Here is a 25,546-nt window from a genome sequence, read left to right on the forward strand (position 1 = left end):
GCACGGGCGAGAGAAGCGCGATGGCAGAGGCGGCCCAAGCCGGAACAAATGCGTCGATCAGCGTCGCCCTCGAATTGCTGGCGCTAAAACCGCCGGCGATTTCCGCCCGCGGAAGCTCGCGTCGATGGATTTCGACCAACCACGCGGCTCTATCGGGGCCGCGTGGTTAATCGCTCATGGATGAGGCCGTCAGTTCGACTGCGTGTCGGAGCCGTAAATATCAAAGTCGAAGTACTTCTTCGAAATCTCGTCATATTTGCCGTTGGCGCGGATGGCCTTGATACCGGCGTTGATCTTTTCCTTCAACTCGGTGTCTTCCTTGCGGACGCCGGCGCCGACGCCGGGCCCGAGAATGGCCAGATCCGGCGCGACCATGCCTTTCAGATCGCAGCATTGCTTGCCCTGGTCCGATTTCAGGAAGGCGTCGAGGGCGATGGAATCGGCCTGCACCGCGTCGACCCGGCCGGCGGCAAGATCCTGGTTGGCCTCGTCCTGGGTCTGGTATTCCTTGATTTCCGCCGCGTCGGCGAAGTGCTTCTTGGCGTAGTCGGCGTGTACGGTCGAGACCTGGACGCCGATGATCTTGCCCTTGAGGTCCTCCGGTGTCGAGCCGAACTTCTGGTCCTTCGGCCCGATGATCGCAGTCGGGGTGTTGTAATATTTGTCGGAGAAGTCGATCGTCTTCTTGCGTTCGTCGGTGATCGACATCGAGCTGGCGATGACGTCGATCTTCTTGGTCGTCAACGCCGGGATGATGCCGTCCCAGGCGACCGGCGTGATGACGCAGTCGAGCTTCTCTTCGGCGCAGACAGCGTCGATGAATTCGATTTCCCAACCGACCCATTTGCCGGAAGCATCCGGCGAGGTGAACGGCGGATAGGGCTCGGCAGCGACACCGATCTTGACCGGATCGGCCTTGGCCACGCCCATGGCGGCAACGCCAACCAGCAGCGCTGCGGCAAAGGTCTTGAGAATAATCTTCATCGTCATGACTCCCAGTTTTGTTGTTGTTCCCGGTTTTCGTCCGCCCACAGTTTAACTGATGTTGCGGATGAACTGCTTCAGCCTTTCGGATTTTGGTGCGCCGAAGATCTGTTCCGGCGGCCCTTCTTCCTCGACCAGCCCGTTATGGAGGTAAACGACGTGCGTCGCGACCTCGCGGGCAAACTTCATCTCATGGGTGACCAGCACCATGGTGCGGCCTTCGCGCGCCAGGTCGCCGATCACCTTCAGCACCTCGCCGACGAGTTCCGGGTCGAGCGCCGAAGTCGGCTCATCGAACAGCATGACGCGCGGATTGATGGCCAGCGCCCTGGCGATCGCGGCGCGCTGCTGTTGGCCGCCCGACAGATAGGCAGGATAGACGTCGCGTTTTTCGGCCAAGCCAACGCGGGCGAGCAATTTTTCCGCCTCGCCGATCGCCACATCGCGCTTGACGCCGAGCACATGCACGGGAACCTCGATGACGTTCTCGATCAACGTCATGTGGCTCCACAGATTGAAGTTCTGGAAGACCATGCCAAGCTTGGAGCGGATGCGTTCGATCTGCTTGCGGTCTGCGGGCACGGTGTGGCCGTAGCTGTCGGCCTTCAGCTTTATCTCTTCGCCATTGACCCGGATAATGCCGCTGGTCGGGTTCTCCAGGCAGTTGATGCAGCGCAGCAGCGTCGATTTGCCCGAGCCGCTGCCGCCAATGATGGCGATCACCTCGCCATCGCGCGCCGACAGCGAAACGCCCTTCAATACATGCAGCTTGCCGAAATTCTTGTGCAGGTTCTCGACGTGGATGGCTTCGGCAGCGCCGTTCTGCGCCGTATGCTTCAGGGCAGTGGCCGGCGCTGTCATCGTCGCGGTGCCCCGCGGAGCAGCCGAGGCAGTCCTTGCTGGAATTTTTTACCCATTACCCGTCACTGGACAGCGTTCCGATTCTCAAGATGGACCGTTCCGCTTGTCTCCGTCAACCGCAGTTTTTTGGACCATTGATCACCGCCTGCCGAGTGGCTATTGGCAGGAGGGGCGCGTTTCAGGAGAATTTAGTGGGCAAAGCATACGGGTCGCAGTCGATGGCCGGGACGCTGCAGCGCGTGCTGATGCGCTCCGCTGCCGGCGCCATGCGTCGGGCCGAAGCGCTGGAGTGGCACTATGGCCCCGGCTTCAATCCGCAAAAAGCGGCGGTCCAGCATGATGCGCTGGCCAGGCTGATTTCGGCCTCAGGCGCCGAAATCGAATGGCTGAGTGACGCCGACGACGGGCTTGCCGATTCGGTTTTTACCCACGATCCCTCGCTGATGACCGATCATGGCGCGGTCATCCTTGCCATGGGCAAGGCGCTGCGCCGGCCCGAGCCCAGCCTCCACGAGGCAGCCTATGGGCGCATGGGCATCCCCGTCCTCGGCCGAATCGAGGCTCCCGGCCAGGTCGAGGGCGGCGACTGTGTGTGGGTGGATGCAAACACGCTGGCCATCGGCCGCGGCGTGCGCACCAATCAGCACGGCATCCAGCAGCTCTCCAACCTGCTTTCACCCAAGGGCATCCAGGTCTATGGCTTCGACCTGCCGCTCTGGCAGGGCGAGGAGGCCTGCCTGCACCTGATGTCGGTGATCAGCCCGCTCGCAGACGATCTGGCGCTGGTCTATGCGCCCCTCCTGCCGGTCGCCTTCCACCAGATGCTGCGCGAACGCGCCATTCGGCTGGTCGAGGGCGACGCCGACGAATTCTTCGCCTCGAATGGGCTCAGCCTCAACGTGCTGCCGACCGCGCCGCGCCAGGTTATCGCCGTTGCCGGTTTTCCGAAGACGGCGGCTGCCATGCAAGCCGCCGGCTGTACGGTCTCGACATTCGAGGCCGATGCGCTGTGCATTGCCTGCGAGGGCGGCCCTACCTGCCTCACGCGCCCGGTGTTAAGACAATGACGACCATCGGCGAAGCGCTCATCACCTTGCTCGAAGCGCACGGCGTCGACACCGTCTTCGGCATTCCCGGCGTACACACGGTCGAGCTCTATCGCGGGCTTGCGCGATCGAAGATCCGTCACGTCACGCCGCGCCACGAGCAGGGCGCCGGCTTCATGGCTGACGGCTATGCGCGCGCCAGCGGCAGGCCGGGTATCGCCTTCGTCATCACCGGGCCGGGGCTGACCAACACCATCACCGCCATGGGTCAGGCGCGCGCCGATTCGGTGCCGATGCTGGTGATCTCGGGCGTCAACGCCACGCCGACGCTGGGCAAAGGCCTTGGCCATCTGCATGAACTGCCGGACCAGCGCGGCATGATGGAGAAGGTGGCGCTGTTTTCGCACCGTGTCACCGAGGCCGGCGAACTGCCCGGCGTGCTCGCCCGCGCCTTTGCGCTGTTCTCATCCTCGCGTCCGGGTCCCGTGCATATTGAGATCCCGACCGATGTCATGACCATGCCGGCCAACGGCATCGTGCCGCTGCTGCGGAATTCAGCGCCGCCCGAGCCGGATGTAGCGGCGATTGCCGAGGCGGCAAGGCTATGCGCGTCTGCCCGCCGGCCGCTTATCCTTGCCGGCGGCGGCGCCAAAGCTGCCGAAGCGCCGTTGCAGCGCCTGGCCGAGAGGTTGGGAGCGCCGGTCGTCCAGACTGCCAATGCGCGCGGCCTGCTCTATCGCCATCCGCTTGGCGTGCCGGCCAGCCCCAGCCTGAAGGCGGTGCGTGCGCTGATGGCCGGCGCCGACCTGGTCATTGCCGCTGGCACCGAATTCGGTCCGACCGACTATGATGGCTATGGCAACGGCGGTTTTGTCCTGCCTGCCAATCTGATCCGCATCGACATCGGCGCCGACCAGCTTGCCCGCCGGCCGGCTCGGATTTCGATCCAGGCCGATTGCGGTGCAGCGCTCGAGGCGCTGCGTGCCGAACTCGGCACGGGCCAGGCGCAATCGGTCGACGGCGCCGCTCGCGCCGCCGCGACGCGGCAAGCGGCCTTTGCCGAGATCGGCCCGGCTATGCAGGCGCAATTGCGCGCCGTCGAGACGATCCGCGATGCGCTGCCTGGCGCGATCATCGTCGGCGATTCGACCCAGCCGGTCTACGCCGCTAACCTCTATTACGATCACGACCGGCCGGGCGGCTGGTTCAACGCCGCCACCGGCTTCGGCGCGCTTGGCTATGGCCCGCCGGCGGCGATCGGTGCCGTCCTTGCCAGGCCTGAGGCGCCGGTCGTTTGCCTCACCGGCGACGGCGGCTTCCAGTTCACCCTGCCGGAACTGGGCGCCGCGCTCGACGCGGCGGCGCCGGTGATCTTCGCCGTCTGGAACAATCGTGGCTACCGCGAGATCGAAACCTCGATGCTCGACGTCGGCGTCGAGCCGGTCGGCGTCTCCCCGGCACCGCCGGATTTCTGCAAATTGGCCGAAGCGTACGGCATTGCCGCCGAGCGGATTTCCGGCACCGGCGGCTTGGCGGACGCGCTTGGGCGCGCGCGGGCGACTGGACGACCTTACGTCATCGAGATTTCGGTTGAGTGATCGCGCGAAAGGCGCGACCTTCCGCATCGGCGGCGCGCAATGACGGAGCGGTCGAATATGACGGAAACACTGGACGGCAGACATATCGTGGTGACCGGCGGCACCGGTGCCCTTGGCGGCGCGGTCGTAGGAAAACTGCTGGAGCAGGGCGCGATCTGCCATGTGCCCAATGCCCACGCTGCCGCGCCTGCGCATTTTCCCTTTCCGGCGCATGACCGCGTCAGGCTGGCGCACAATGTCGACCTTGCCGACCCTGCCAAGGTCGACGCCTTCTATGCCAGCGTTCCAGATTTATGGGCATCGGTGCATCTTGCCGGCGGCTTCACCGCGGCGCCGGTCGAGAAGATCGAACCCGCCTCCTTCGCCGAGATGATGGACACCAATGCCCGCACCACCTTTCTGTGCTGCCGCGCCGCGATACGCTCGATGCTGGGATCTTCCGTGCCGGGCCGCATCGTCAATGTCACCGCGCGAGCCGGGCTCGATCCGCGGCGCGGCTCCGGCAAGGTGGCCTACGCCGCCGCCAAGGCGGCAGTCGCCGCGATGACCGTGGCGATGGCCGAAGAGCTGAAGGGCAACGGCATTCTGGTCAATGCCGTGGCGCCCTCGACGCTCGACACGCCGGCCAACCGGGCTGACATGCCGAACGCAGATTTCAGCAGATGGGTCAGCCTTGAAGCGGCCGCCGAGGCCATTGCCTACCTTGCCTCGCCGGCCAACATGGCGATCAGCGGCACGCTGGTGCCACTCTACGGCCGGGCCTGAGCCTGCGGTCCGTCGCAAGCAAAGGTCACAAGCAAAAGCCCCGCCGGATCGTTCCGGCGGGGCTATTTGTTTCGTTTATAACCCGCGCGAGGCGCGGTATTGGCTTAGCTGCCCTGCTTCTTCAGCGCGGCACCCAAAATATCGCCCAGCGAAGCGCCGGAATCGGTTGAGCCGTACTGAGCGACCGCTTCCTTCTCTTCGGCGATTTCCAGCGCCTTGATCGAAACCTGCAGCTTGCGGGTCTTCTTGTCGAAGGCGATGACGCGGGCGTCGACTTTCTGGCCGACGGTGAAGCGCTCGGGGCGCTGCTCGTCGCGGTCACGGCTGAGGTCGGAGCGCTTGATGAAGGTCTCGATGCCGCTGTCGACCAGCCGCACTTCCAGACCGCCATCCTTCACGCCGATAACCTCGCAGGTGACGACTGCGTTCTTGCGCAGTTCGCCTGACGTCGCTGCTTCGCCGACCGTGTCCTTGGCCAGCTGCTTGATGCCGAGCGAGATGCGCTCCTTGTCGATGTCGACGTCGAGCACCTGCGCCTTGACCATGTCACCGCGATTGTACTCTTCGATCACCTGCTCGCCCGGACGGGTCCAGTCGAGGTCGGAAAGGTGGACCATGCCGTCGACGTCGCCTTCGAGGCCGATGAACAGGCCGAACTCGGTCTTGTTCTTGACCTCGCCCTCGACCTGGCTGCCGACCGGATGGCTGCGCGCGAAGGCCTCCCACGGGTTCTCCAGCGTCTGCTTGAGGCCGAGCGAGATGCGGCGCTTGGCCGGATCGACTTCGAGCACCACCACGTCGACTTCCTGCGTCGTCGACAGGATCTTGCCGGGATGCACGTTCTTCTTGGTCCACGACATTTCCGAAACGTGGATGAGGCCTTCGATGCCCGGCTCCAGCTCGACGAATGCGCCGTAGTCGGTGATGTTGGTGACGGTACCCTTGATCTTCTTGCCGATCGGGAACTTGGTGCCGATCTCGGACCACGGATCGCTCTCGAGCTGCTTCATGCCGAGCGAGATGCGGTGGGTTTCCTGGTTAATGCGGATGATCTGCACCTTGACCGTCTGGCCGATATTGAGGATTTCGGTCGGATGGTTGACGCGGCGCCATGCCATGTCGGTGACGTGCAGCAGGCCGTCGATGCCGCCGAGGTCGACGAACGCACCATAGTCGGTGATGTTCTTGACGACGCCTTCGACCACCTGGCCTTCTTCGAGATTCTGCACGATTTCCGAACGCTGTTCGGCGCGGCTTTCCTCAAGCACGGTGCGGCGCGACACCACGATGTTGCCGCGGCGGCGATCCATCTTGAGGATCTCGAAGGGCTGCGGGTTGTGCATCAGCGGCGAGACGTCGCGGATCGGACGAATATCGACCTGGCTGCGCGGCAGGAAGGCCACGGCACCGTCGAGGTCGACGGTGAAGCCGCCCTTGACCTGGTTGAAGATGACGCCTTCGACGCGTTCGCCCTTGGTAAATTTCTCCTCGAGACGGACCCAGCTCTCTTCGCGGCGGGCCTTTTCACGCGACAGCATGGCTTCGCCAAGCGCGTTCTCGATACGCTCGACATAGACCTCGACCGTGTCGCCGACCTTGAGCGTCGTGTCCTTGCCCTTGACGCCGAATTCCTTCAGCGGCACGCGGCCTTCGACCTTGAGGCCAACGTCGATGATGGCCATGTCCTTTTCAATGGCAGTGATGATGCCCTTGACGACCTGGCCTTCGCCGGAATGGCCGGCGGAAAATGATTCTTCGAGCAGGCTCGCGAAATCATCGCGAGTGGGATTTGCAACTGACATAGTTTCTCCTGGAATGCCCCGCAATCTGTCGCGGGGCGGGCGCCGTGGGTTAGCGTTGCGTTGGCCTGCCGGCGTTCCGGGCAAAAAGCCCTTGGCCGCCCTTGAGCGGCAATTCCGGCGCATGAAGAATGCTGACAGGCTGGTTCATGCCCGATATGGGAATTCTTTTTGTCGCCGGCAATCGGCGGCGGCAGGAAAACCCGGCTCAGGCTTCGTTTCTCTTGGCCAGGACATCGTCGATGATCGCCCGAGCTGCCAGAAACGCGGCTTCTATAGCCATTTCCGACGTGTCGAGCAAGTGCGCATCGGCGGCCGGCTTCAAGGGTGAGTCCATGCGGCCCATATCGCGCTCGTCGCGGCGCACGATATCGGCAAGGATTTCGTCGAAATTGGCAGTGCCGCCGATGCTCTCGATTTCATCCAGCCGCCGCTTTGCCCGCACCTCGGCACTTGCCGTGACATAGAGTTTTACGTCGGCATCGGGACAGACGACGGTGCCGATGTCGCGGCCGTCGAGCACCGCGCCAGGCGGTGTTCTTGCGAAGTCGCGCTGTTTCTCGACCAGGATGCGCCGCACCGACGGGATCACTGCCACTTTCGAAGCCGCCTCGCCAACGGCGTGTGCCGAAAGCACTGCGCGGTCGAGCTTTGCCAGATCGACCTGCCGGGCCGCGGTTTCAGCGGCCGAAACATTGTCGAGCGGCAGGCCGAGCCGGAGCAGCGCATGCGCCACCGCGCGATAGGTAAGGCCGGTATCGAGCAGGTTCAGCCGGTAATGGTCGGCGAGCCGTCGGGCGAGGGTGCCTTTGCCGGCGCCGGCAGGGCCGTCGATGGCGATGGTGAAGGTTGGGGTCATTGGCCGCCCACCGGAATCGAAAAGCGCAATGATCCAGATAGGCGTGGCGATCCTTCGCGCCCCCCTCTGTCCTGCCGGACATCTCCCCCACTCGGGGGGAGATCGGCGGCCATCGCGGCTTTCGCCAATTGTCTACGTCGCAGGATTGAGCGGAGCGCCGAAGCTGCCAATCTCCCTCCTTGTGGGGGAGATGTCCGGCAGGACAGAGGGGGGCGCTGTCCCGCCGACGTTCCAGTTTGGCCCCAACCCCCAAGGCTATTGATTGCCATCAAGCTACTCGATCTCCGCCCCAAGCCCCTTCATCAGCCCCATAAACTCCGGAAAACTCGTTGCGATCATCGCCTGATCGTCGATGGTCACCGGTTTTTCCGTCGCCAGCCCCATCACCAGAAAGCTCATGGCGATGCGGTGGTCGAGATGGGTCTGGACGATGGTGCCCTGTCCGTTGGGATGCTGGCCGAGGCCCTTGCCGCCGGGTTTTCCGCGCACGACAAGCGAGGCCTCGCCCTCGGTGCAGTCGACGCCGTTGAGCTTCAGCCCGTTGGCGACCGCCGACAGCCGGTCGGATTCCTTCACGCGCAGCTCTTCCAGCCCGAGCATCAGCGTTTCGCCCTCGGCGAAGCTCGCCGCCACGGCAAGCACCGGATACTCGTCGATCATGGTCGGCGCCCGTTCGGGCGGCACGGTGACGCCCTTCAGCTCGGAATAGCGCACGCGCAGATCGGCGACATCCTCGCCGCCTTCGTTGCGCGGATCGATTATGTCGATGCGCGCGCCCATTTCCTGCAGCGTCAACAGAAGTCCGGTGCGGGTCGGGTTCATCAGCACGTTTTCGATTGTAATGTCCGAGCCGGGCACGATCAGCGCCGCCACCAGCGGGAAGCCGGCCGAGGAGGGGTCGCCAGGCACTGCGATCGTCTGCCCCGTGAGCTTGGCCTGGCCTTCGATGAAAATGTGGCGCACGCCGCGCTCGTCGGTCTCGACCGACAGATTGGCGCCGAACCCCTTGAGCATCTTTTCGGTGTGGTCGCGCGTCATAACCGGCTCGATGACGGTGGTGATGCCCGGCGTGTTCAGCCCAGCCAGCAGCACCGCCGACTTGACCTGTGCCGATGCCATCGGCACGCGGTAGGTGATCGGAGCGGCGTGCTTGGGCCCGTGCAGCGTGATCGGCATGCGGTCGCCGGGCGTCGCCTTCAGCACCTGCACGCCCATCTGGCGGAGCGGCTCGAGCACCCGGCCCATCGGCCGGCCGGACAGCGAGGCGTCGCCGATGAAGGTGGTTTCCATGTCATAGGTGCCGACCAGGCCCATGGTGAGGCGTGAGCCGGTGCCGGCATTGCCGAAATCGAGCGGGCCTTCCGGCTGCAGCAGCGCGCCGTTGCCGGTACCGCGGATCACCCACTCAGCGCCATGCTTCTCGATATGGGCGCCCATGGCCTTCATGGCAGCGCCCGTACGCATCACATCCTCGCCTTCCAGCAGCCCGGTGATGCGGGTTTCGCCGGAGGCCAGGCCACCGAACATGAACGAGCGGTGCGAGATCGACTTGTCGCCCGGCACCCGTGCCGCGCCTGAAAGGCCAGATGATTTGCGGGCGGTGGCCTGCTTCGGGGCGGCAGTGTGCGACATGGTTCTTTCCTGGAAACGCCGGCGGCCGGCCATTTTCTGCTGGTTTGCCGGGTCTCCTATCATGGCGTGCCGAAATGGTCATCCCCTTGGTATGAAGGCCTTCGAATTCAAGCTTTTTGGGACGCCGGCTTTTCGCTTTGACAGCGCCGTAAACTCTGGTTAAGGGGACCAAACTTTCATCGACGAGGCTTGCTGTGGCAAAACCCGAACTTGGCACCAAACGCATCGACCCGGAGACAGGTCGAAAATTCTATGACTTGAACAAGGACCCGATCGTCTCGCCTTACACGGGCAAGAGCTATCCGCGCTCCTATTTCGAAGAAGGCAAGATCGCCGCCCTCGAGGAGGAAGAGGAAGTTGCCGAGAAGGAAGTGGACGCCGAGGAGGAAGAGGGCGTCGAGGTCGTCTCGCTCGAAGAGGCGGACGAGGACGCGAAGGCCGACGAGCTTCCCGATCTCGGCGATGACGAAGACGACGTTGACCTTGGCGATGACGAGGATGACACGTTCCTCGCCGACGAGGAGGAAGAAGACGACGACGTTGCCGACATGATCGGCGTCGGCGAAGACGACGACGAGGTCTGAGCGAACCGCATTCGCCGGCTTTCGCGGCGCTGCCTAGAAAAAGCGGTTCTTGAAGGCTTGATATTGACTGAAGGCGGGGTTAGAAGCCGCCTTCACTAACGGCGCGGTCTAGAACCCGCGCCGGATCTCTTCGCCGGAAACGGCGCCGGTGAACTGCCGGAGTGGGGCCATAGCTCAGTTGGGAGAGCGCTTGAATGGCATTCAAGAGGTCGTCGGTTCGATTCCGATTGGCTCCACCAGTTCTCTCCGCGAAAATCAGCAGAACGGCCGCCCCGCCCGCCGGGCTGGCCGCCGCCTATCGCAGAACCTAGCTGAAACTAGTTAATCGGCCGCCCGGCTTGGGCTCGCCGATCCATTCAGAAGTAATGAGCCCGTGCCCGGTCTCTGCATATTTCTGGCTGTGGTTTGAACCGCGAGCACCGGTCTGGACCAGGCCGCGGGCTGAATGACCGCTGCGCAAAACTCCGTTACTTGTTGCAGTTCTGCATATCCGACGTCATAGCGCCGCTGGGTGTGTTGTTGTCGGTATCGCTGCCCGCCGTATCCTTGCAGCGATCCTCCATACCGTTTGTCTGCGGCGTGGTAGCGTTCGTTGCGTTCGGATCGATTGTGTTCGGGGTAGTTGCGCTGCCGGTCCCGGTGTTGCCGCCGGAAGTGCCTGTGTTGACGCCGGTATTGCCATCGGCGCTACCGGTCCCGGAGCCCATGGATTGTGCCATGGCAGATGTGGCCAGGCCGATAGCAAGTAGGGATGCAGAGAGAATTTTCATCATCTTAGTGTCTCCATCGAGTTGCATCGCTGGATCGCGATCTATACCAACGAGAGTTTTTTCGAGATGTTCCGTTGGGCAGAAATATTGATCGATACAATCATTATGGATCTTTGTTGCTCGTCGTTTCGTGAATGCGGCTGCGAAATTCCTGCCGCATAGCGGCAATTTCGTCTGGAACCAAATCGAGCATGCCGCGTTCTTGCGCTTGCGGGGAGTTGTGTCGGCCGCAGGGGACAGTTTCACCAGGACATTCAAGAAATCCGTGAGCTGGGAGGGGCGCTGTGAGCGTGCTTGCATCCACAAGGCAATTGGACCGTCGTCAAATACTGAACGCGCTGAAGGCTTTTCGGAGCGGTGATTTCTCCGTTCGTATCGACAATGTCTACGCCGGCCTTGATTCCGAGATCGCCGACACCTTCAACGAAATCGTAGAACTCAACGATCAGGTCACGCGCGAGTTCGAACGCCTCAGCAAGGTCGTCGGCAAGGATGGCCGGATCGGCGAACGCGGCCGTGTCCGCAACGCCACCGGCAGTTGGGAATCGAGCGTCCGTTCCGTCAACGATCTGATCGAGGACATGGTTCAGCCGACGGCCGAAGTGGCGCGCGTCATCGGCGCGGTGGCCAAGGGTGACCTGTCGCAGACGATGATGGTCGAAATCGACGGCCGGCAGCTGCGCGGCGAGTTTCTGCGCATCGGCAAGATCGTCAACACCATGGTCGGGCAACTGGCCTCCTTCGCCTCGGAAGTGACGCGCGTGGCGCGCGAGGTCGGCACCGAAGGCAAGCTGGGCGGCCAGGCTCGCGTGAAAGGTGTGGCCGGAACCTGGAAGGACCTGACCGACAACGTCAACGCCATGGCGACGAACCTGACCGGGCAGGTGCGCAACATCGCCGAGGTGACGACCGCCGTCGCTTCCGGCGACCTGTCGAAGAAGATTACCGTCGACGTGAAAGGCGAAATCCTCGAACTCAAGAACACCATCAACACGATGGTCGACCAGCTCAATTCCTTCGCCTCGGAAGTGACGCGCGTCGCGCGCGAAGTCGGTACAGAAGGCAAGCTCGGCGGTCAGGCGCGCGTCGAAGGTGTCGGCGGCACCTGGAAGGACCTGACCGACAACGTGAACCTGATGGCCGAAAATCTGACAGGCCAGGTGCGCAATATCGCCGAGGTGACCACGGCCGTGGCGCTTGGCGACCTGTCGAAGAAAATCACGGTCGACGTCAAGGGCGAGATCCTCGAACTGAAATCGACCATCAACACCATGGTCGACCAGCTGAACTCATTTGCCGGCGAAGTGACGCGTGTCGCCCGCGAGGTCGGCACCGAGGGCAAGCTCGGCGGCCAGGCTCAGGTGCGCGGCGTCGCCGGCACCTGGAAGGACTTGACCGACAACGTCAATTCGATGGCCGAGAACCTGACCGGCCAGGTCCGCAACATCGCCGAGGTGACGACTGCGGTCGCTTCGGGCGACTTGTCGAAGAAGATCACCGTCGCCGTGCAGGGCGAAATCCTCGAGCTCAAGGACACCATCAACACGATGGTCGACCAGCTCAATTCCTTCGCCTCGGAAGTGACGCGTGTGGCGCGCGAGGTCGGAACCGAAGGCAAGCTCGGCGGCCAGGCCGAGGTGAAGGGCGTCGGCGGCACCTGGAAGGACCTGACCGATAACGTCAACCTGATGGCCGCCAACCTGACCGGCCAGGTCCGCAACATCGCCGAGGTGACGACCGCCGTTGCCCGCGGCGACCTGTCGAAGAAGATCACCGTCGACGTCAAGGGCGAAATCCTCGAGCTCAAGGACACCGTCAACACGATGGTCGATCAGCTCAATTCCTTCGCCTCGGAAGTGACGCGTGTGGCGCGCGAAGTGGGGTCGGAGGGCAAGCTCGGCGGTCAGGCGCATGTCGAGGGCGTCGGCGGCACCTGGAAAGATTTGACCGACAACGTCAATGCCATGGCCGGCAATCTGACCGTGCAATTACGCGACGTCTCCAAGGTAGCAACCGCGATTGCGACCGGCGACCTGACCCAGAAGATCACCGTCGATGCATTGGGCGAGATCCTGCAGATCAAGGACGTCATCAATACGATGGTCGACCAGCTGAATTCCTTCGCCTCCGAGGTGACGCGCGTGGCGCGCGAAGTCGGTTCGGACGGCAAGCTCGGCGGCCAGGCGCAGGTGCGCGGTGTTGCCGGTACCTGGAAAGACCTGACCGACAACGTCAATGCGATGGCCGCCAATCTGACCGGCCAGGTGCGCAACATCGCCGAGGTGACGACGGCAGTGGCGCTGGGCGACCTGTCGAAGAAGATCACCGTCGATGTGCGCGGCGAGATCCTCGAGCTGAAGGACACCATCAATACGATGGTCGACCAGCTGAATTCCTTTGCCTCGGAGGTGACGCGCGTGGCGCGCGAGGTCGGCACCGAAGGCAAGCTCGGCGGCCAGGCGCAGGTGCGCGGCGTTGCCGGCACCTGGAAGGATCTGACCGACAATGTGAATTCGATGGCCGAGAACCTGACCGGCCAGGTCCGCAACATCGCCGAGGTGACCACCGCTGTGGCGCGCGGCGACCTGTCGAAGAAGATCACCGTCGACGTCAAGGGCGAGATCCTGGAGCTGAAATCGACGATCAACACCATGGTCGACCAGCTGAACTCCTTTGCCGGCGAAGTGACGCGTGTCGCCCGCGAGGTCGGCACCGAGGGCAAGCTCGGCGGCCAGGCGCGGGTCGAGGGCGTCGCCGGCACCTGGAAGGACCTGACCGACAACGTCAATCTGATGGCGACGAACCTGACCAACCAGGTGCGCGGCATCGCCGATGTCGTGACCGCGGTCGCGCAAGGCAATCTCAAGCGCAAGCTGACGGTCGATGCCAAGGGCGAGATCGCCTCGCTCGCCGACACCATCAACGGCATGATCGAGACGCTGGCGACCTTCGCCGACCAGGTGACCAACGTCGCCCGCGAAGTGGGCATCGAAGGCAAGCTCGGCGGCCAGGCCCGGGTGCCCGGCGCTGCCGGCCTTTGGCGCGACCTGACCGACAACGTCAATCAGCTCGCGGCCAACCTGACCACCCAGGTGCGCGCCATCGCCGAGGTGTCGACGGCGGTGACCAAGGGCGATCTGACCCGCTCGATCAGCGTCCAGGCCTCCGGCGAGGTGGCGGCGCTGAAAGACAACATCAACGAGATGATCCGCAATCTGAAGGACCAGACGCTGAAGAATGCCGAGCAGGACTGGCTGAAGACCAATCTCGCCCGCTTCTCGCGCATGCTGCAGGGCGAGCGTGACCTGGCCACGGTCTCGCGCCTCATCATGTCCGAACTCGCCCCGCTGGTGAATGCGCAATATGGCGTGTTCTATGTGACCAACCGCGACGAGGATGAATTCTATCTGGAGCTCGCCGCCTCCTATGGCGCCGAAAGCAAGGCGGAAATCAAGCAACGCCTCGATCTGCGTGAAGGGCTTGTCGGGCAGAGTGCCGCCGACAAGCGCGCCATCATGCTGGACAATGTGCCGCCGAATTTCCTGCGCGTTACCTCCGGCCTTGGCAATGCCGCGCCGGCGAACGTGATCATTCTTCCGGCTCTGTTCGAGGACGAGGTGAAGGCCGTCATCGAACTCGCCTCGTTCAGCGAATTCCGCGACACGCACCAGTCCTTCCTCAACCAGCTGATGGAATCCGTCGGCATCGTTCTCAACACCATCGCCGCCACCATGCGTACCGAAGGCCTGCTCAAGCAGTCGCAGCTGCTGACCTCGGAATTGCAGGCGCGTCAGACCGAACTGACCAAGAAGCAGGAGGAGCTGCACGCCACCAACGAGGAGCTGCAGGAAAAGGCGCAGCTGCTCGAGAACGAAAAGAAGCAGGTGGAGAACAAGAACCTGGAAATCGAGATGGCGCGGCGGGCGCTGGAGGAGAAGGCCGAGCAGCTGGCGCTTACCTCGAAATACAAGTCGGAATTCCTCGCCAATATGAGCCACGAACTGCGCACGCCGCTGAACTCGCTGCTCATCCTTTCAAACCTGCTCGCAACCAACCAGCAGGGCAATCTCAACGACAAGCAGGTCGAGTTCGCGCGCACCATCAATTCGGCCGGCACCGACCTTTTGAGCCTGATCAACGACATCCTCGACCTGTCGAAGATCGAATCGGGCACCGTCTCGATCGACATCAACGACATGCCGGTGGTGCATCTTCGCCAGCACATGGAGCGAACCTTCCGGCAGCTGGCGACCGACAAGGGGCTTGGCTTCACCATCAACGTCGATCCCGAGCTTCCGGAGACCGTCCGCACCGACGAGAAGCGATTGCAGCAAATCGTGCTCAATCTTTTGTCGAACGCGTTCAAGTTCACCTCGCAAGGCGAGGTCCGCTTGAATTTCCGGGCCGAAAAGGCGGGCCGTCACAACGGTTCGGCGCAACCGATGGAGGCGCTCGCGATCGTCGTCAGCGATACCGGCATCGGTATTCCGCAGGACAAGCAGAAGCTGATCTTCGAAGCCTTCCAGCAGGCCGACGGCACAACAAGCCGCAAATATGGCGGCACTGGGCTTGGGCTCTCGATCAGCCGGGAGATTGCCCGGCTGCTCGGCGGCGAATTGCGGGTCGAGAGCACGCCGGGCAAGGGTTCGACGTTCACTCTGGTCATTCCATTCGACGGACCCCGGATGGCCTTGGCCCCGCAAGCGGCGTTGCTGCCGGCGATGGAGGTGGCCGCGACGACGGCGCAGCCGAGCCCGCCGTCCTCCGAATTGCTCGATGACCGCGACACGATCTCGTCGGAAGATCGGGTCGTGCTGATCGTCGAGGACGACCCGACCTTCGGCGGTTTGCTGCTCGGCCTTGCACGTTCGGCCGGGCTGAAAGGCGTCCTGTCGACCGCGGGCTCCGGCACGCTGGCTTTGGCACGCAAGCTGGTTCCCGACGCGATTACGCTCGATCTCGGACTGTCGGATATCGACGGCTGGGTGCTGTTCGATCTGCTTCGCCATGACCCGAAAACCAAGGACATTCCCGTTCATGTCATCTCGGGCGCCGAAGACATCGAGGTGCTTGCCCGCAAGGGTGCATCCAGCATTTCAACCAAGCCCGTATCGTCGGACGAACTGATGAAGGTCTTCCAGGATATTCATTCCAGAAAGCTCCGCGTCCAGAGCCGCGTCCTGATTGCCGATCCCGATCCCGAGCGCCGCCTTTCGCTGATCGAGGCGATCCGCGACGGCGTCACCTCGGTCACGGCGATCGGCCGCGTCGCCGCGAATGCGGACGATATCGGCATCGCCAACTATGATGCCGTTGTGCTCGGCTTTGGCCGCTCGGCCAAGGACAACGCCCAGATGCTGGATGAGATTGCCGTCCTGTTCGGACAGTCGGTGTCGCGGCTGCTGTTCTTTGCGCCTCATCCGGAAGCGCTGCAACAGTCGCTCGCCTTGCATCCGGCATTGGCGGACGTTCCGCGGGCGGAGAATTTCGCGCAGCTGGCTCTCCTGATATCCGCGACGCTCCCGGGGCGAGGCCACGACAACAATAGTGCGGCAGCCGAACAGCCGGACAAGTTCGACCTCGCCGGCGCAAAGGTCCTCATCGTCGACGACGACATCCGCAACATCTATTCACTCACCAGCGTTCTCGAGACCTATGACATCCAGGTGCTGCATGCGGAGCGTGGCCGGGAAGGTATCGCGCTTCTGGAGCAGAGCCCGGACATCGATGCGGCACTGATCGATATCATGATGCCGGAAATGGATGGCTACGAGACGATGCGGCAGATCCGCAGCATGCCGGCGATCGCCCATATCCCGTTGATCTCGGTCACAGCCAAGGCAATGAAGGGCGACCGGCAGAAGTGCCTCGACGCCGGCGCCTCCGACTACATCGCCAAGCCTGTCGACCTTGATCTGCTGCTGGCATTGCTGCGTGTCTGGATCGGCCGTTCGCGATCCCGTGTTCATGGTCCGGAAAAGACGCTCATGGCAGTGAACTGACGGCCGCTCGATGCAGAAACTGTCGAGAAACGGAGCAAGGAAGCTGGAGGTTATGGCGCCGGCAGCAGGGCCGGCAAAGGCGCGCATCCTGGCCGTGGATGACGACGAGCGCAATCTGCTGGCGATCGGCGAGGTTCTGGCCCCTATCGGTGAAGTCGTCTGCGTGCAGTCGGGCGAAGAGGCGTTGCGCGCACTGCTGAAGGAGGATTTCGCAGTCATCCTGCTGGATGTGCTGATGCCCCGGCTGGATGGCTACGAGACCGCGGGATTGATCCGCCAGCGTGAGCAATCCAGGCGAACGCCGATAATTTTTCTCACCGCCATCAACAAGGAAGACGCGCACATGCTGCGCGGCTACGACGCCGGCGCGGTCGATTACGTGTTCAAGCCTTTCGACCCGGCCATGCTGCGTTCCAAGGTCGCCGTGTTCGTCGAACTTCATGAGAAGACGCTGGAAATCCAGCAAAAGGCGGCTGCCGAGCAACGGCTGCTGGCCCAGGCACTGCAGGCGCAGAAGGAAAAGCTCGAGGCCGAGCGAGCCCTGCGCAGCGCCCAGGAGCGGCAGCATGCCATTTTGAGCTCTCTTCCGGTCTGCTTCCACGCAAGGGCGGCGGAGCCGCCGTTCGGCGCCAGCTTTGTCACCGAAGGGGTCGAACGCCTGACCGGCTTTCCTGCCGAACGGCTGATCGCCGATCCGGGCTTCGGCCTGAGCCGGGTTCATCCCGACGATCTGCCGAGAGTGAGGGAGGTCCTGCTCGCAGCCAAGGCCACCGGCTCCTACACCTGCGAATTCCGCTGGCAATGCGCCGACGGCAATTACCGGATTTTTCTCGACCAGGGCGTCCTGTCGAATGGCTCCGACGGCAAAGAGCCTGAGATCCTCGGCACGTTGCTGGACGTTACCGAGCGGCGCGAGCTTGAGAACCAGCTGCTGCAATCGCAGCGCCTCGACGCGATCGGCAAGCTTACCGGCGGGCTGGCGCATGATTTCAACAATCTGCTTGCCGCAATTCTCAGCGGATTGGGATTGCTCGAGCGCCACGCCGAGTTCGATGGACAGACCAGGCAGGTTCTGGAACTGACACGCCGGTCGGCAAAACAAGGCGCCGAGCTCGTCAACCGCATGCTTGCGTTCTCGCGCCGCCAGACGCTGAGGCCGCAAGCCGTGCGCCTCGCCGCGCTCGGCGATACAATGAACGGGTTGGTGGCCCCGGTCCTGGGCGGCCTGATCCGTTTCGATTGGCTTGTCGACGACACTGTGTGGCCGGCGCATGTCGATGCCAGCCAGCTGGAGCTCGCGCTGATGAACCTGGTCTTCAACGCGCGCGATGCCATGCCGTCCGGCGGCACGATAATCGTGGAGGCGCAAAATCGAACGCTAGGCCGTGCAGCCGAGGATATTTCGGCGGGCGACTATGTCGTGGTCACCGTCAAGGACACCGGGTCGGGCATACCGGCTGACATTCTCGCCAAGGTCGTCGAACCGTTCTTCACCACAAAACCGGTCGGCAAGGGCACTGGCCTCGGTCTGAGCACGGTGCATGGTTTCGTCAAGCAATCGGGCGGCACGCTTCGCATTGAAAGCACCGTCGGCAGTGGAACATCCGTCCAGCTCTGGCTGCCGCGTTCAATCGAGCGTCCGGTCGAAATCCCCGAGAAATCCGATGCCGACGACAGCGTCGTGAATGCCGGCGAGGACTATCCATCGGTCCTGCTGATCGACGACAGCAACGTACTGCGGGAACTGACGGCGCAATCGCTTCGCCAACACGGCTTTGCGGTTACCTGTGCCGCGGGCGGTGCCGAAGCGCTGGCGATGATCGAGCGCGCGCCGTACGATTTCGATGTCATCGTCACCGATTTTGCCATGCCGCTCGTCTCGGGCCTGGAGGTCATTCGGTTCGCCCGCAATCTGCGGGCCGATTGGCCGGCGGTGATGATAACCGGATATGCCGATGCCGACGCGATCGCCGGCCGGCCCCCCGACGTGCCGCTGCTCGGCAAACCGCTGCGCGATAAGGATCTGGTGGAGAGCATTCTTGCAGCGGCCGCGCGCGCCGGCTCGCAGAAAGCCAGGCAGGCCCAGCCGGTGAAAGGCGGGTACCGGTTTTCGACCTGAGGAGACAAGCCTCATCGAATCGAAACGGTACGTTCCGTATCCTCGATCGTCCGCGACATCCAGCCTGTGCGCAACACGGAGCGCCGGCCATGCCGCGCTCGACGGGCTGTGATGCGATTGATAAGCCCTCTCCGCAAGGAGAGTCGAGACATGACCGTTGCGATCGAGATGGGCCAGACGAGCGCAGGCGCCCCGGCGGCGCTGGATCTCGAGGAGCTGCTGGCGACCCGCCTTTTGGTGCAGGGCAATTCGGGCTCCGGCAAGTCCCACCTGCTGCGCCGGCTCTTGGAGCAGAGCGCGCCCTGGGTGCAGCAGACCATCATCGACCCCGAAGGCGACTTCGTGACGCTGGGCGACCGTTTCGGCCACCTGGTGATCGACGCCGAGGAGCATACCGAGCGCGGCCTGCAGAGCGCCGGCGAGCGGGCGCGCATCCACCGCGTCTCCACGGTGCTCAATCTCGAGGGGCTCGACGCCGAGAACCAGATGCGGCGCGCCGCCGCCTTTCTCGGCGGGCTTTTCGAGGTCGCCCGCGACCACTGGTACCCGATGCTGGTGGTGGTTGACGAAGCGCAGCTGTTCGCGCCGGCTGTCGCCGGCGAGGTTTCCGACGAGGCGCGCAAGCTCTCGCTCGGCGCCATGACCAATTTGATGTGCCGCGGCCGCAAACGCGGGCTGGCCGGCATCATCGCCACCCAGCGGCTGGCCAAGCTTGCCAAGAACGTCGCGGCCGAGGCTTCCAATTTCCTCATGGGCCGGACCTTTCTCGATATCGACATGGCGCGCGCCGCCGACCTGCTCGGCATGGAGCGGCGCCAGGCGGAGGCTTTTCGCGACCTCGAGCGCGGGCAATTCATGGCGCTCGGCCCGGCGCTGTCGCGCCGTCCGCTGGGCTTGCGGATCGGCCCGACCGATACAAGTCCGCGCAACGCGACCCCGCGCCTGATGCCGCTGCCGGAATCGGCGTTGGAGGACGCGCGCGCGATCATCCTGGCGGCCCCGCCGCCCGAAACCGTCCGGCCGCAGCGCCGGTCGTCGCCGGACCTGCTCGACCAGCTGATGGCGGCGAAATCGGCGGCGCTGGAAATCCGCCCCGAAGCGGTGGAGCCGCCGATCAGCGCCGAGGATTTGGCGGAGCGCCGCGAGCGCGTCGACCGGGTGCTGCGCGCCGTGCTGGCGCAACCCGATGCCGGCTTCCGGGTCATCGGCGTGCTTTATCAGGAGTTCGTTGTCCGCTGCCGCATCGAGGGCCTCGCCTCGGTCGTGCCGGACCTGCCGGAGTTCCGCCGCATGCTGACCCGCGCCCGCGCCGGCCTCGGCTCCGACATGGCAGGCGATGACGCTTGGCAGGACGTCTCGGCGCGCGCCTCGCTGCTCCCCGAGGACATGCAAGGCGTGTTCATGATGATCGCCCGCGCCGCCAAGGAGGGCTGGCCCTGCCCGAGCGACGCGGCGATCGCCCGCGCCTACGGCTCGCACTCGCTACGCCGCGCCCGGCGCCTGCTGATATATATCGAGGAGCAGGGGCTGATCGTCTGCCAGCTCGACGGGGTTGGAAGGCGGACGGTGACGCTGGTGGAGCTCGCCTGGGCGACCGCGCCGGGCGATCCCAATGCAGAGGACGCGGAGCAGGGGAGGTTGGTGGTGTAAGGGCTGACGCGGTTTGGGCGAAAGCTGACGTCGCTCAACATCAGCAAGCGCCAGAGTGTTCATCGCCGAACCAGTACTCAGACGTCGCGTTTGGGGCCGATAGCGAAATGGCGGCTTTAACGTTTGAAGAAGGATTGCGGACGTTCAGCCCGACGGGACCAAGGTCTGTTCCCAGGTCTAGCCGCCCCCTCTCAATGGCATCCCCGGACCGCCCGGTGGATCTGCATCGCAAGTGGCGGGTGGCGGGGCAGCCACAGGGTGGACATTTCAGCCCACATCGAAAATGATCATGTTGCCATGCACACACTGTAGTGCTCTGATTTCGACGAAAAGCCTGAGCGTAGAAGCGGATCAACCGACCTCCGGGTCCAGCGAGCGAGGACGCAAATGGACACCCAAGAGAATGGGCAATTGCATCGCGACGCGGGCGGGCGACCCTGTCGATCGGCCGGCTGGCTTACCCGCGCCGCCGTGTTGGCGGCATTCCTGCTCGGCATGGCTTTCAGCAGCACTGCGTTTGCGCAGGACCAACAGTTACCCGTGGTGACGGCGGCCAAGCCGGTGGTCCGTGAAATCGTCGAAGACGACGAGTTCGTCGGGCGCTTCGAAGCCCTCGACCAGGTCGCCATCCGTTCGCGCGTCAGCGGCTATCTGGACAAGGTCAGCTTCCAGGACGGCGCACTGGTCAACAAGGGCGACCTGCTCTTCACCATCGATCAGCGTCCGTACCAGGCGGCTTATGATGCTGCCAAGTCGCAAGTGGACGTCGCCAAGAGTCTGCTCGAATTCTCCAAGATGCAGCTGGATCGCGCCGACGAACTCGCCAAGACCGGCAATATCTCAACCGCGACGGTCGACGACCGCCGGCGGGAATACCTTTCGGCGCAGGCGCAGATGCAGGGCGCGACGGCTGCGCTGACGACGGCCAGACTGAACATGGAATTCACCGAGATCAAGGCACCCTTGTCCGGCCGCATCGACCGCCGGCTGGTGTCGGTCGGCAACCTCGTGCAGCCGGATTCCACCTTGCTGACGACCATCGTTACGCGCGATCCGATCGACTTCTATTTCGACGTCGATGAGCGCCTGTATTTCAGCTACGCCCGCGACGCGAAGGAGCGCGGCGGCAGCATGCAGGAAGGCGCCGGCGGGCTCGAGGTGGTGGTTCGCGTCGCCGACCGCGCGGAGGCAGTATTCAAAGGCAAGCTCGATTTTGCCGAGAACCGGATCGACAACGCGACCGGCACCATGCGGGTGCGTGCAAGGTTTCCCAACGCCGACGGCATTCTCCAGCCAGGCATGTTCGGACGCATCAACGTGCCGGGGTCGCTGCCGCATAGCGGCGTGCTGGTGCCCGACGAGGCGATCGGCGCCGATCAGGATCGCCGCATCGTGTTCCTGGTGGATGAGGCCGGGATGGTGTCGGCGAAGCCCGTGCGCACCGGCCCGCTTCTCGACGGCTACCGGGTGATCCGCCAGGGCCTGACCGGCGATGAGACGATCATCGTCAACGGGCTGATGCACGCCAGGCCCGGCACCAAGGTCAAGGTCGAGATGGTGACGTTGCCGCCCAGGGCCGAGACCGCCGAGTTGCAGCAATGAGGTTCGCACATTTCTTCGTCGACCGTCCGATCTTCGCATCGGTCGTTTCGATCGTCCTGCTGATCCTCGGCGGGATTGCTTATACCCAGCTGCCGGTCGCGCAATATCCCGAGATCGCGCCGCCGACCATCGTCGTTCGCGCCCAGTATCCGGGCGCAGACGCCGAGACGGTCGCAGCGACGGTGGCAACGCCGATCGAGCAGGAGATCAACGGCGTCGAGGGCATGCTCTACATGTCGTCCTATTCGTCGGGCGACGGGGCGATGGCGCTGACCATCACCTTCAAGCTGGGCACCGATCTCGACCAGGCGCAGGTGCTGGTGCAGAACCGCGTGTCGGTCGCCGAGCCGCGCCTGCCCGAAGAAGTCCGCCGCCTCGGCATCACCACCACCAAGACCTCGCCCGACCTGATGATGGTCGTGCACATGCTGTCGCCCGACAATACCTACGACCAACTCTACGTCTCGAACTACGCCCGCTCGCGGGTGCGCGACATACTGCTCAGACTAGACGGCGTCGGCGACCTCATCATCTTCGGCGAACGCGAATATTCGCTGCGCATCTGGCTCGATCCGGAAAAACTGTCCGCCCTGGGGATGACCTCGGGCGATGTGGTGCAGGCGCTGCGCGACCAGAATGTCCAGGTCTCGGGCGGCTCGATCGGCGCGCCGCCGACCAGCACCGGCACGGCGTTCCAGTACACGGTCACAACGCAAGGCCGCTTCAACGACGCACGCGACTTCCGATACGTGATCGTCAAATCGACCGACGACGGCCGCCTGATCTCGCTCCAGGACGTGGCGCGCATCGAGCTCGGCGCCAAGGATTACGTCACCAACTCCTATCTCAACGGCAAACCGGCGGTGGCGCTCGCCATCTTCCAGCGGCCGGGCACCAATGCGCTCGCCGCAGCCGCGGAGATCCAGGACAAGATGAAGGAGCTTTCCCGCGACTTCCCGAAGGGGTTGAGCTACGACATCGTCTACAATCCGACCGAGTTCGTCGCCGAGTCGATCCAGGAGGTCTACAAGACGATCCTCGAGGCGATGCTGCTGGTCATCATCGTTATCATCGTCTTCCTGCAATCGTGGCGCATGGCGATCGTGCCGATCGTGGCGATTCCCGTGTCGCTGATCGGCACGCTGGCGGTACTTTACGCCGCCGGCTTCTCGCTCAACATGCTGACGCTGTTCGGCCTCGTTCTGGCGATCGGCATCGTCGTCGACGATGCGATCGTCGTGGTCGAAAACGTCGAGCGCAATATCGCCAGAGGGCTGGCGCCCAGTCCGGCGTCGCACCTGACCATGGACGAAGTCGGAACGGCCGTCATCGCGATCTCGCTGGTGCTGATAGCCGTGTTCGTGCCGACAGCCTTCATCCCCGGCATTTCTGGGCAGTTCTATCTGCAGTTTGCTATCACCATCGCGGTGTCGACGGCGATCTCGGCATTCAATTCGCTGACGCTTTCGCCGGCGCTGGCCGCACTGCTGTTCAAGCCGCATCACGCCGCGGCGGCGCCGCCGCGCTTTTTCCTGGCGCGGTTCGGACGGGCGCTCGCCGACGGCTTCAATCGTGGCTTCGACAGGGTCGCCCATTGGTATTCGAGCATTATCCGTGTGCTGGTCGGCTCGTGGATAACGATGGCCGCCATGCTGGCCGTTTTCGCGGCCCTCATCTACGCCACGGTCTACATGGTGCAGGCGGTGCCGCGCGGTTTCATTCCGTCGCTTGACCAGGGCTATGCGATCGTCGTCGTCCAGTTGCCGGACGGCGCTTCGCTGTCGAGGACCGATTCGGTCATCCAGCAGGCGTCGCAGATCATCCAGAAAACGCCAGGCGTCGATTACGCTGTCGCCTTCGCCGGCTTCTCCGGCGCGACCTTCACCAACGCCAGCAACGCGGGCGTGATCTTCGCCAGGTTCAAGCCGTTTGACGAGCGACTGAAAGCCGGCCAGTCGGCGACCCAGGTCATCGGCAATCTGTTCGGCAGCCTGCAAAGCATCAAGGAAGCCTTCATTATCGCACTGCCACCGCCGCCGATCCGCGGCGTCGGCAATGCCGGCGGCTTCAAGCTGCAGATCCAGGAGCGCAACAGCGCCGACATGCGGCAGATCCTGGCGCTTGCCTACGAAATCGCCGGCAAGGCCAACAAGACGCCGGGGCTGACGGGCGTGTTCACCACCTTCTCCGCGTCGAGCCCGCAATTCTTCCTGGCGATCGATCGCGACAAGGCGCGCATCCTGAACGTGCCGATCCCCAACATCTTCGAGACGCTGTCGATCAATTTGGGCACCGCCTACGTCAACGACTTCAACGCGTTCGGGCGCGTCTACCAGGTGCGGGCGCAGGCCGACCAGGCGTTCCGCCTCGATCGCGCCGACATCTTGAAACTGAAGGTGCGCTCGGCGACCGGCGCGCTGGTTCCGCTCGGCACGTTGATCGAGATCCGCGACGTCACCGGCCCGGCGCTGGTCCAGCGCTACAACATGTACGTCTCAGTGCCGCTGCAGGGCAACGCCGCGCCCGGCGTTTCCACGGGCGACGCGCTGGCATTGATGGAAGGGATCACGGCAAAGACGCTGCCGGCCGGTACCTCCTATGAATGGACCGAGCTCGCCTATCAGGAGCGCAACACCGGCAATGCCGCTGTCTATATCTTCGGACTGTCGGTGCTGTTCGTGTTCCTGGCGCTGGCGGCGCAATATGAAAGCTGGGTGCTGCCGTTCGCCATTGTGCTGGTGGTGCCGCTCGGCGTGCTCGCGGCGTTGCTCGGCGTGTCTTTCCGAGGGCTGGACAACAACATCCTCGTGCAGATCGGCCTCATCGTGCTGATCGGGCTTGCCGCGAAGAACGCGATCCTGATCGTCGAATTCGCGCGGCAGGCGCAGGAACGCGGGCTGTCGGCCGCCGAGGCTGCCGTCGAAGCCTGCCGGCTCAGGCTGCGGCCGATCCTGATGACCGCCTTCTCGTTCATCCTCGGCGTCGTGCCGCTGATGATCGCAACGGGACCGGGCGCAGAAATGCGCCAGTCGCTCGGCACCGCGGTATTCTCCGGCATGCTCGGCGTCACCTTCGTCGGCCTGTTCCTGACGCCGGTGTTCTACGTCACGCTCAGGTCGCTGTTTTCACGGCGCAAGCCCCGTGCCGAGGCCGAACCTTCGGGGCCGGCAGAGGCGCCATCGGAGACGGCCGCCGAGTAGGGTTACGAATTCGCCGCGCGAGCGCGGTTATCACTCCAGAAAATCGGCGCGGCGCGGCAACGGCTACGATCTGCG

General features: G+C 63.7%; 15 protein-coding genes and 1 tRNA gene. 10 read left to right on the forward strand and 6 right to left on the reverse strand.

The window, feature by feature from the left end; genetic code table 11:
- Positions 1-189 precede the first annotated feature (189 nt).
- Positions 190-984, reverse strand: coding sequence for a transporter substrate-binding domain-containing protein (locus NKH28_RS01375; protein ID WP_352469896.1), 795 nt, complete (start codon positions 982-984; stop codon positions 190-192).
- 51 nt (positions 985-1,035) lie between these two features.
- Complete coding sequence (locus tag NKH28_RS01380; RefSeq protein WP_023676274.1) at positions 1,036-1,845, reverse strand: ABC transporter ATP-binding protein; 810 nt, start codon at positions 1,843-1,845, stop codon at positions 1,036-1,038.
- 218 nt (positions 1,846-2,063) lie between these two features.
- On the opposite strand from NKH28_RS01380, the gene NKH28_RS01385 reads away from it, so the two are divergent.
- The 3 genes from NKH28_RS01385 to NKH28_RS01395 are packed head-to-tail and all read left to right on the forward strand — an operon-like array spanning position 2,064 to position 5,254.
- Positions 2,064-2,912: a dimethylarginine dimethylaminohydrolase family protein gene (locus tag NKH28_RS01385; protein ID WP_352681569.1), complete on the forward strand. Its 849-nt coding sequence runs from the start codon at positions 2,064-2,066 to the stop codon at positions 2,910-2,912.
- Positions 2,909-4,489 carry a 5-guanidino-2-oxopentanoate decarboxylase gene (locus tag NKH28_RS01390; protein WP_352540385.1) on the forward strand — a complete coding sequence of 527 codons (1,581 nt, stop codon included), beginning with the start codon at positions 2,909-2,911 and terminating at the stop codon, positions 4,487-4,489. The genes NKH28_RS01385 and NKH28_RS01390 overlap by 4 nt, the downstream gene beginning before the upstream one ends.
- 57 nt (positions 4,490-4,546) lie before the next feature.
- Complete coding sequence (locus NKH28_RS01395; protein ID WP_352625129.1) at positions 4,547-5,254, forward strand: SDR family NAD(P)-dependent oxidoreductase; 708 nt, start codon at positions 4,547-4,549, stop codon at positions 5,252-5,254.
- Positions 5,255-5,358: 104 nt separating this feature from the next.
- On the opposite strand, the gene rpsA is transcribed toward NKH28_RS01395, so the two are convergent.
- From rpsA to aroA, 3 genes are all read right to left on the reverse strand, one after another.
- Positions 5,359-7,056, reverse strand: a complete 1,698-nt coding sequence (gene rpsA, locus NKH28_RS01400) for a 30S ribosomal protein S1 (protein WP_023676278.1) — start codon at positions 7,054-7,056, stop codon at positions 5,359-5,361.
- Between the two features lie 205 nt (positions 7,057-7,261).
- Complete coding sequence (gene cmk / locus NKH28_RS01405; RefSeq protein ID WP_352681469.1) at positions 7,262-7,912, reverse strand: (d)CMP kinase; 651 nt, start codon at positions 7,910-7,912, stop codon at positions 7,262-7,264.
- Positions 7,913-8,185: 273 nt separating this feature from the next.
- Positions 8,186-9,544, reverse strand: a complete 1,359-nt coding sequence (gene aroA, locus NKH28_RS01410) for a 3-phosphoshikimate 1-carboxyvinyltransferase (protein WP_352769039.1) — start codon at positions 9,542-9,544, stop codon at positions 8,186-8,188.
- Positions 9,545-9,738: 194 nt separating this feature from the next.
- On the opposite strand from aroA, the gene NKH28_RS01415 reads away from it, so the two are divergent.
- Complete coding sequence (locus NKH28_RS01415) at positions 9,739-10,128, forward strand: TIGR02300 family protein (protein ID WP_023676282.1); 390 nt, start codon at positions 9,739-9,741, stop codon at positions 10,126-10,128.
- Positions 10,129-10,291: 163 nt separating this feature from the next.
- Positions 10,292-10,367 (forward strand) — tRNA-Ala (locus NKH28_RS01420).
- A gap of 228 nt (positions 10,368-10,595) precedes the next feature.
- On the opposite strand, the gene NKH28_RS01425 is transcribed toward NKH28_RS01420, so the two are convergent.
- On the reverse strand, positions 10,596-11,144 hold the full coding sequence (locus NKH28_RS01425; protein WP_352469899.1) for a hypothetical protein: 549 nt from the start codon (positions 11,142-11,144) through the stop codon (positions 10,596-10,598).
- Positions 11,145-11,188: 44 nt separating this feature from the next.
- Between NKH28_RS01425 and NKH28_RS01430 the strand changes: the two genes are divergently transcribed.
- The 5 genes from NKH28_RS01430 to NKH28_RS01450 all read left to right on the forward strand — a co-directional run bounded on the left by NKH28_RS01430 (position 11,189) and on the right by NKH28_RS01450 (position 25,471).
- The gene (locus NKH28_RS01430) at positions 11,189-16,900 is read left to right on the forward strand and encodes a HAMP domain-containing protein (RefSeq protein ID WP_352501159.1); all 5,712 of its coding nucleotides are present in this window, start codon (positions 11,189-11,191) and stop codon (positions 16,898-16,900) included.
- Between the two features lie 52 nt (positions 16,901-16,952).
- The gene (locus NKH28_RS01435) at positions 16,953-19,019 is read left to right on the forward strand and encodes a PAS domain-containing hybrid sensor histidine kinase/response regulator (protein ID WP_352769045.1); all 2,067 of its coding nucleotides are present in this window, start codon (positions 16,953-16,955) and stop codon (positions 19,017-19,019) included.
- 150 nt (positions 19,020-19,169) lie between these two features.
- Entirely contained in the window at positions 19,170-20,669 is a 1,500-nt protein-coding gene (locus NKH28_RS01440) for a helicase HerA domain-containing protein (protein WP_352813848.1), read from the forward strand.
- A gap of 495 nt (positions 20,670-21,164) precedes the next feature.
- Positions 21,165-22,271, forward strand: coding sequence for an efflux RND transporter periplasmic adaptor subunit (locus NKH28_RS01445; protein WP_352470181.1), 1,107 nt, complete (start codon positions 21,165-21,167; stop codon positions 22,269-22,271).
- Positions 22,268-25,471 (forward strand): efflux RND transporter permease subunit, encoded by a 3,204-nt coding sequence (locus NKH28_RS01450; protein ID WP_352540391.1) that lies wholly within the window; start codon positions 22,268-22,270, stop codon positions 25,469-25,471. The genes NKH28_RS01445 and NKH28_RS01450 overlap by 4 nt, the downstream gene beginning before the upstream one ends.
- Positions 25,472-25,546 lie beyond the last annotated feature (75 nt).

It is taken from the genome of Mesorhizobium sp. M1227 (assembly GCF_040318315.1).
In the GTDB taxonomy this organism is placed as follows: Bacteria; Pseudomonadota; Alphaproteobacteria; order Rhizobiales; family Rhizobiaceae; genus Mesorhizobium.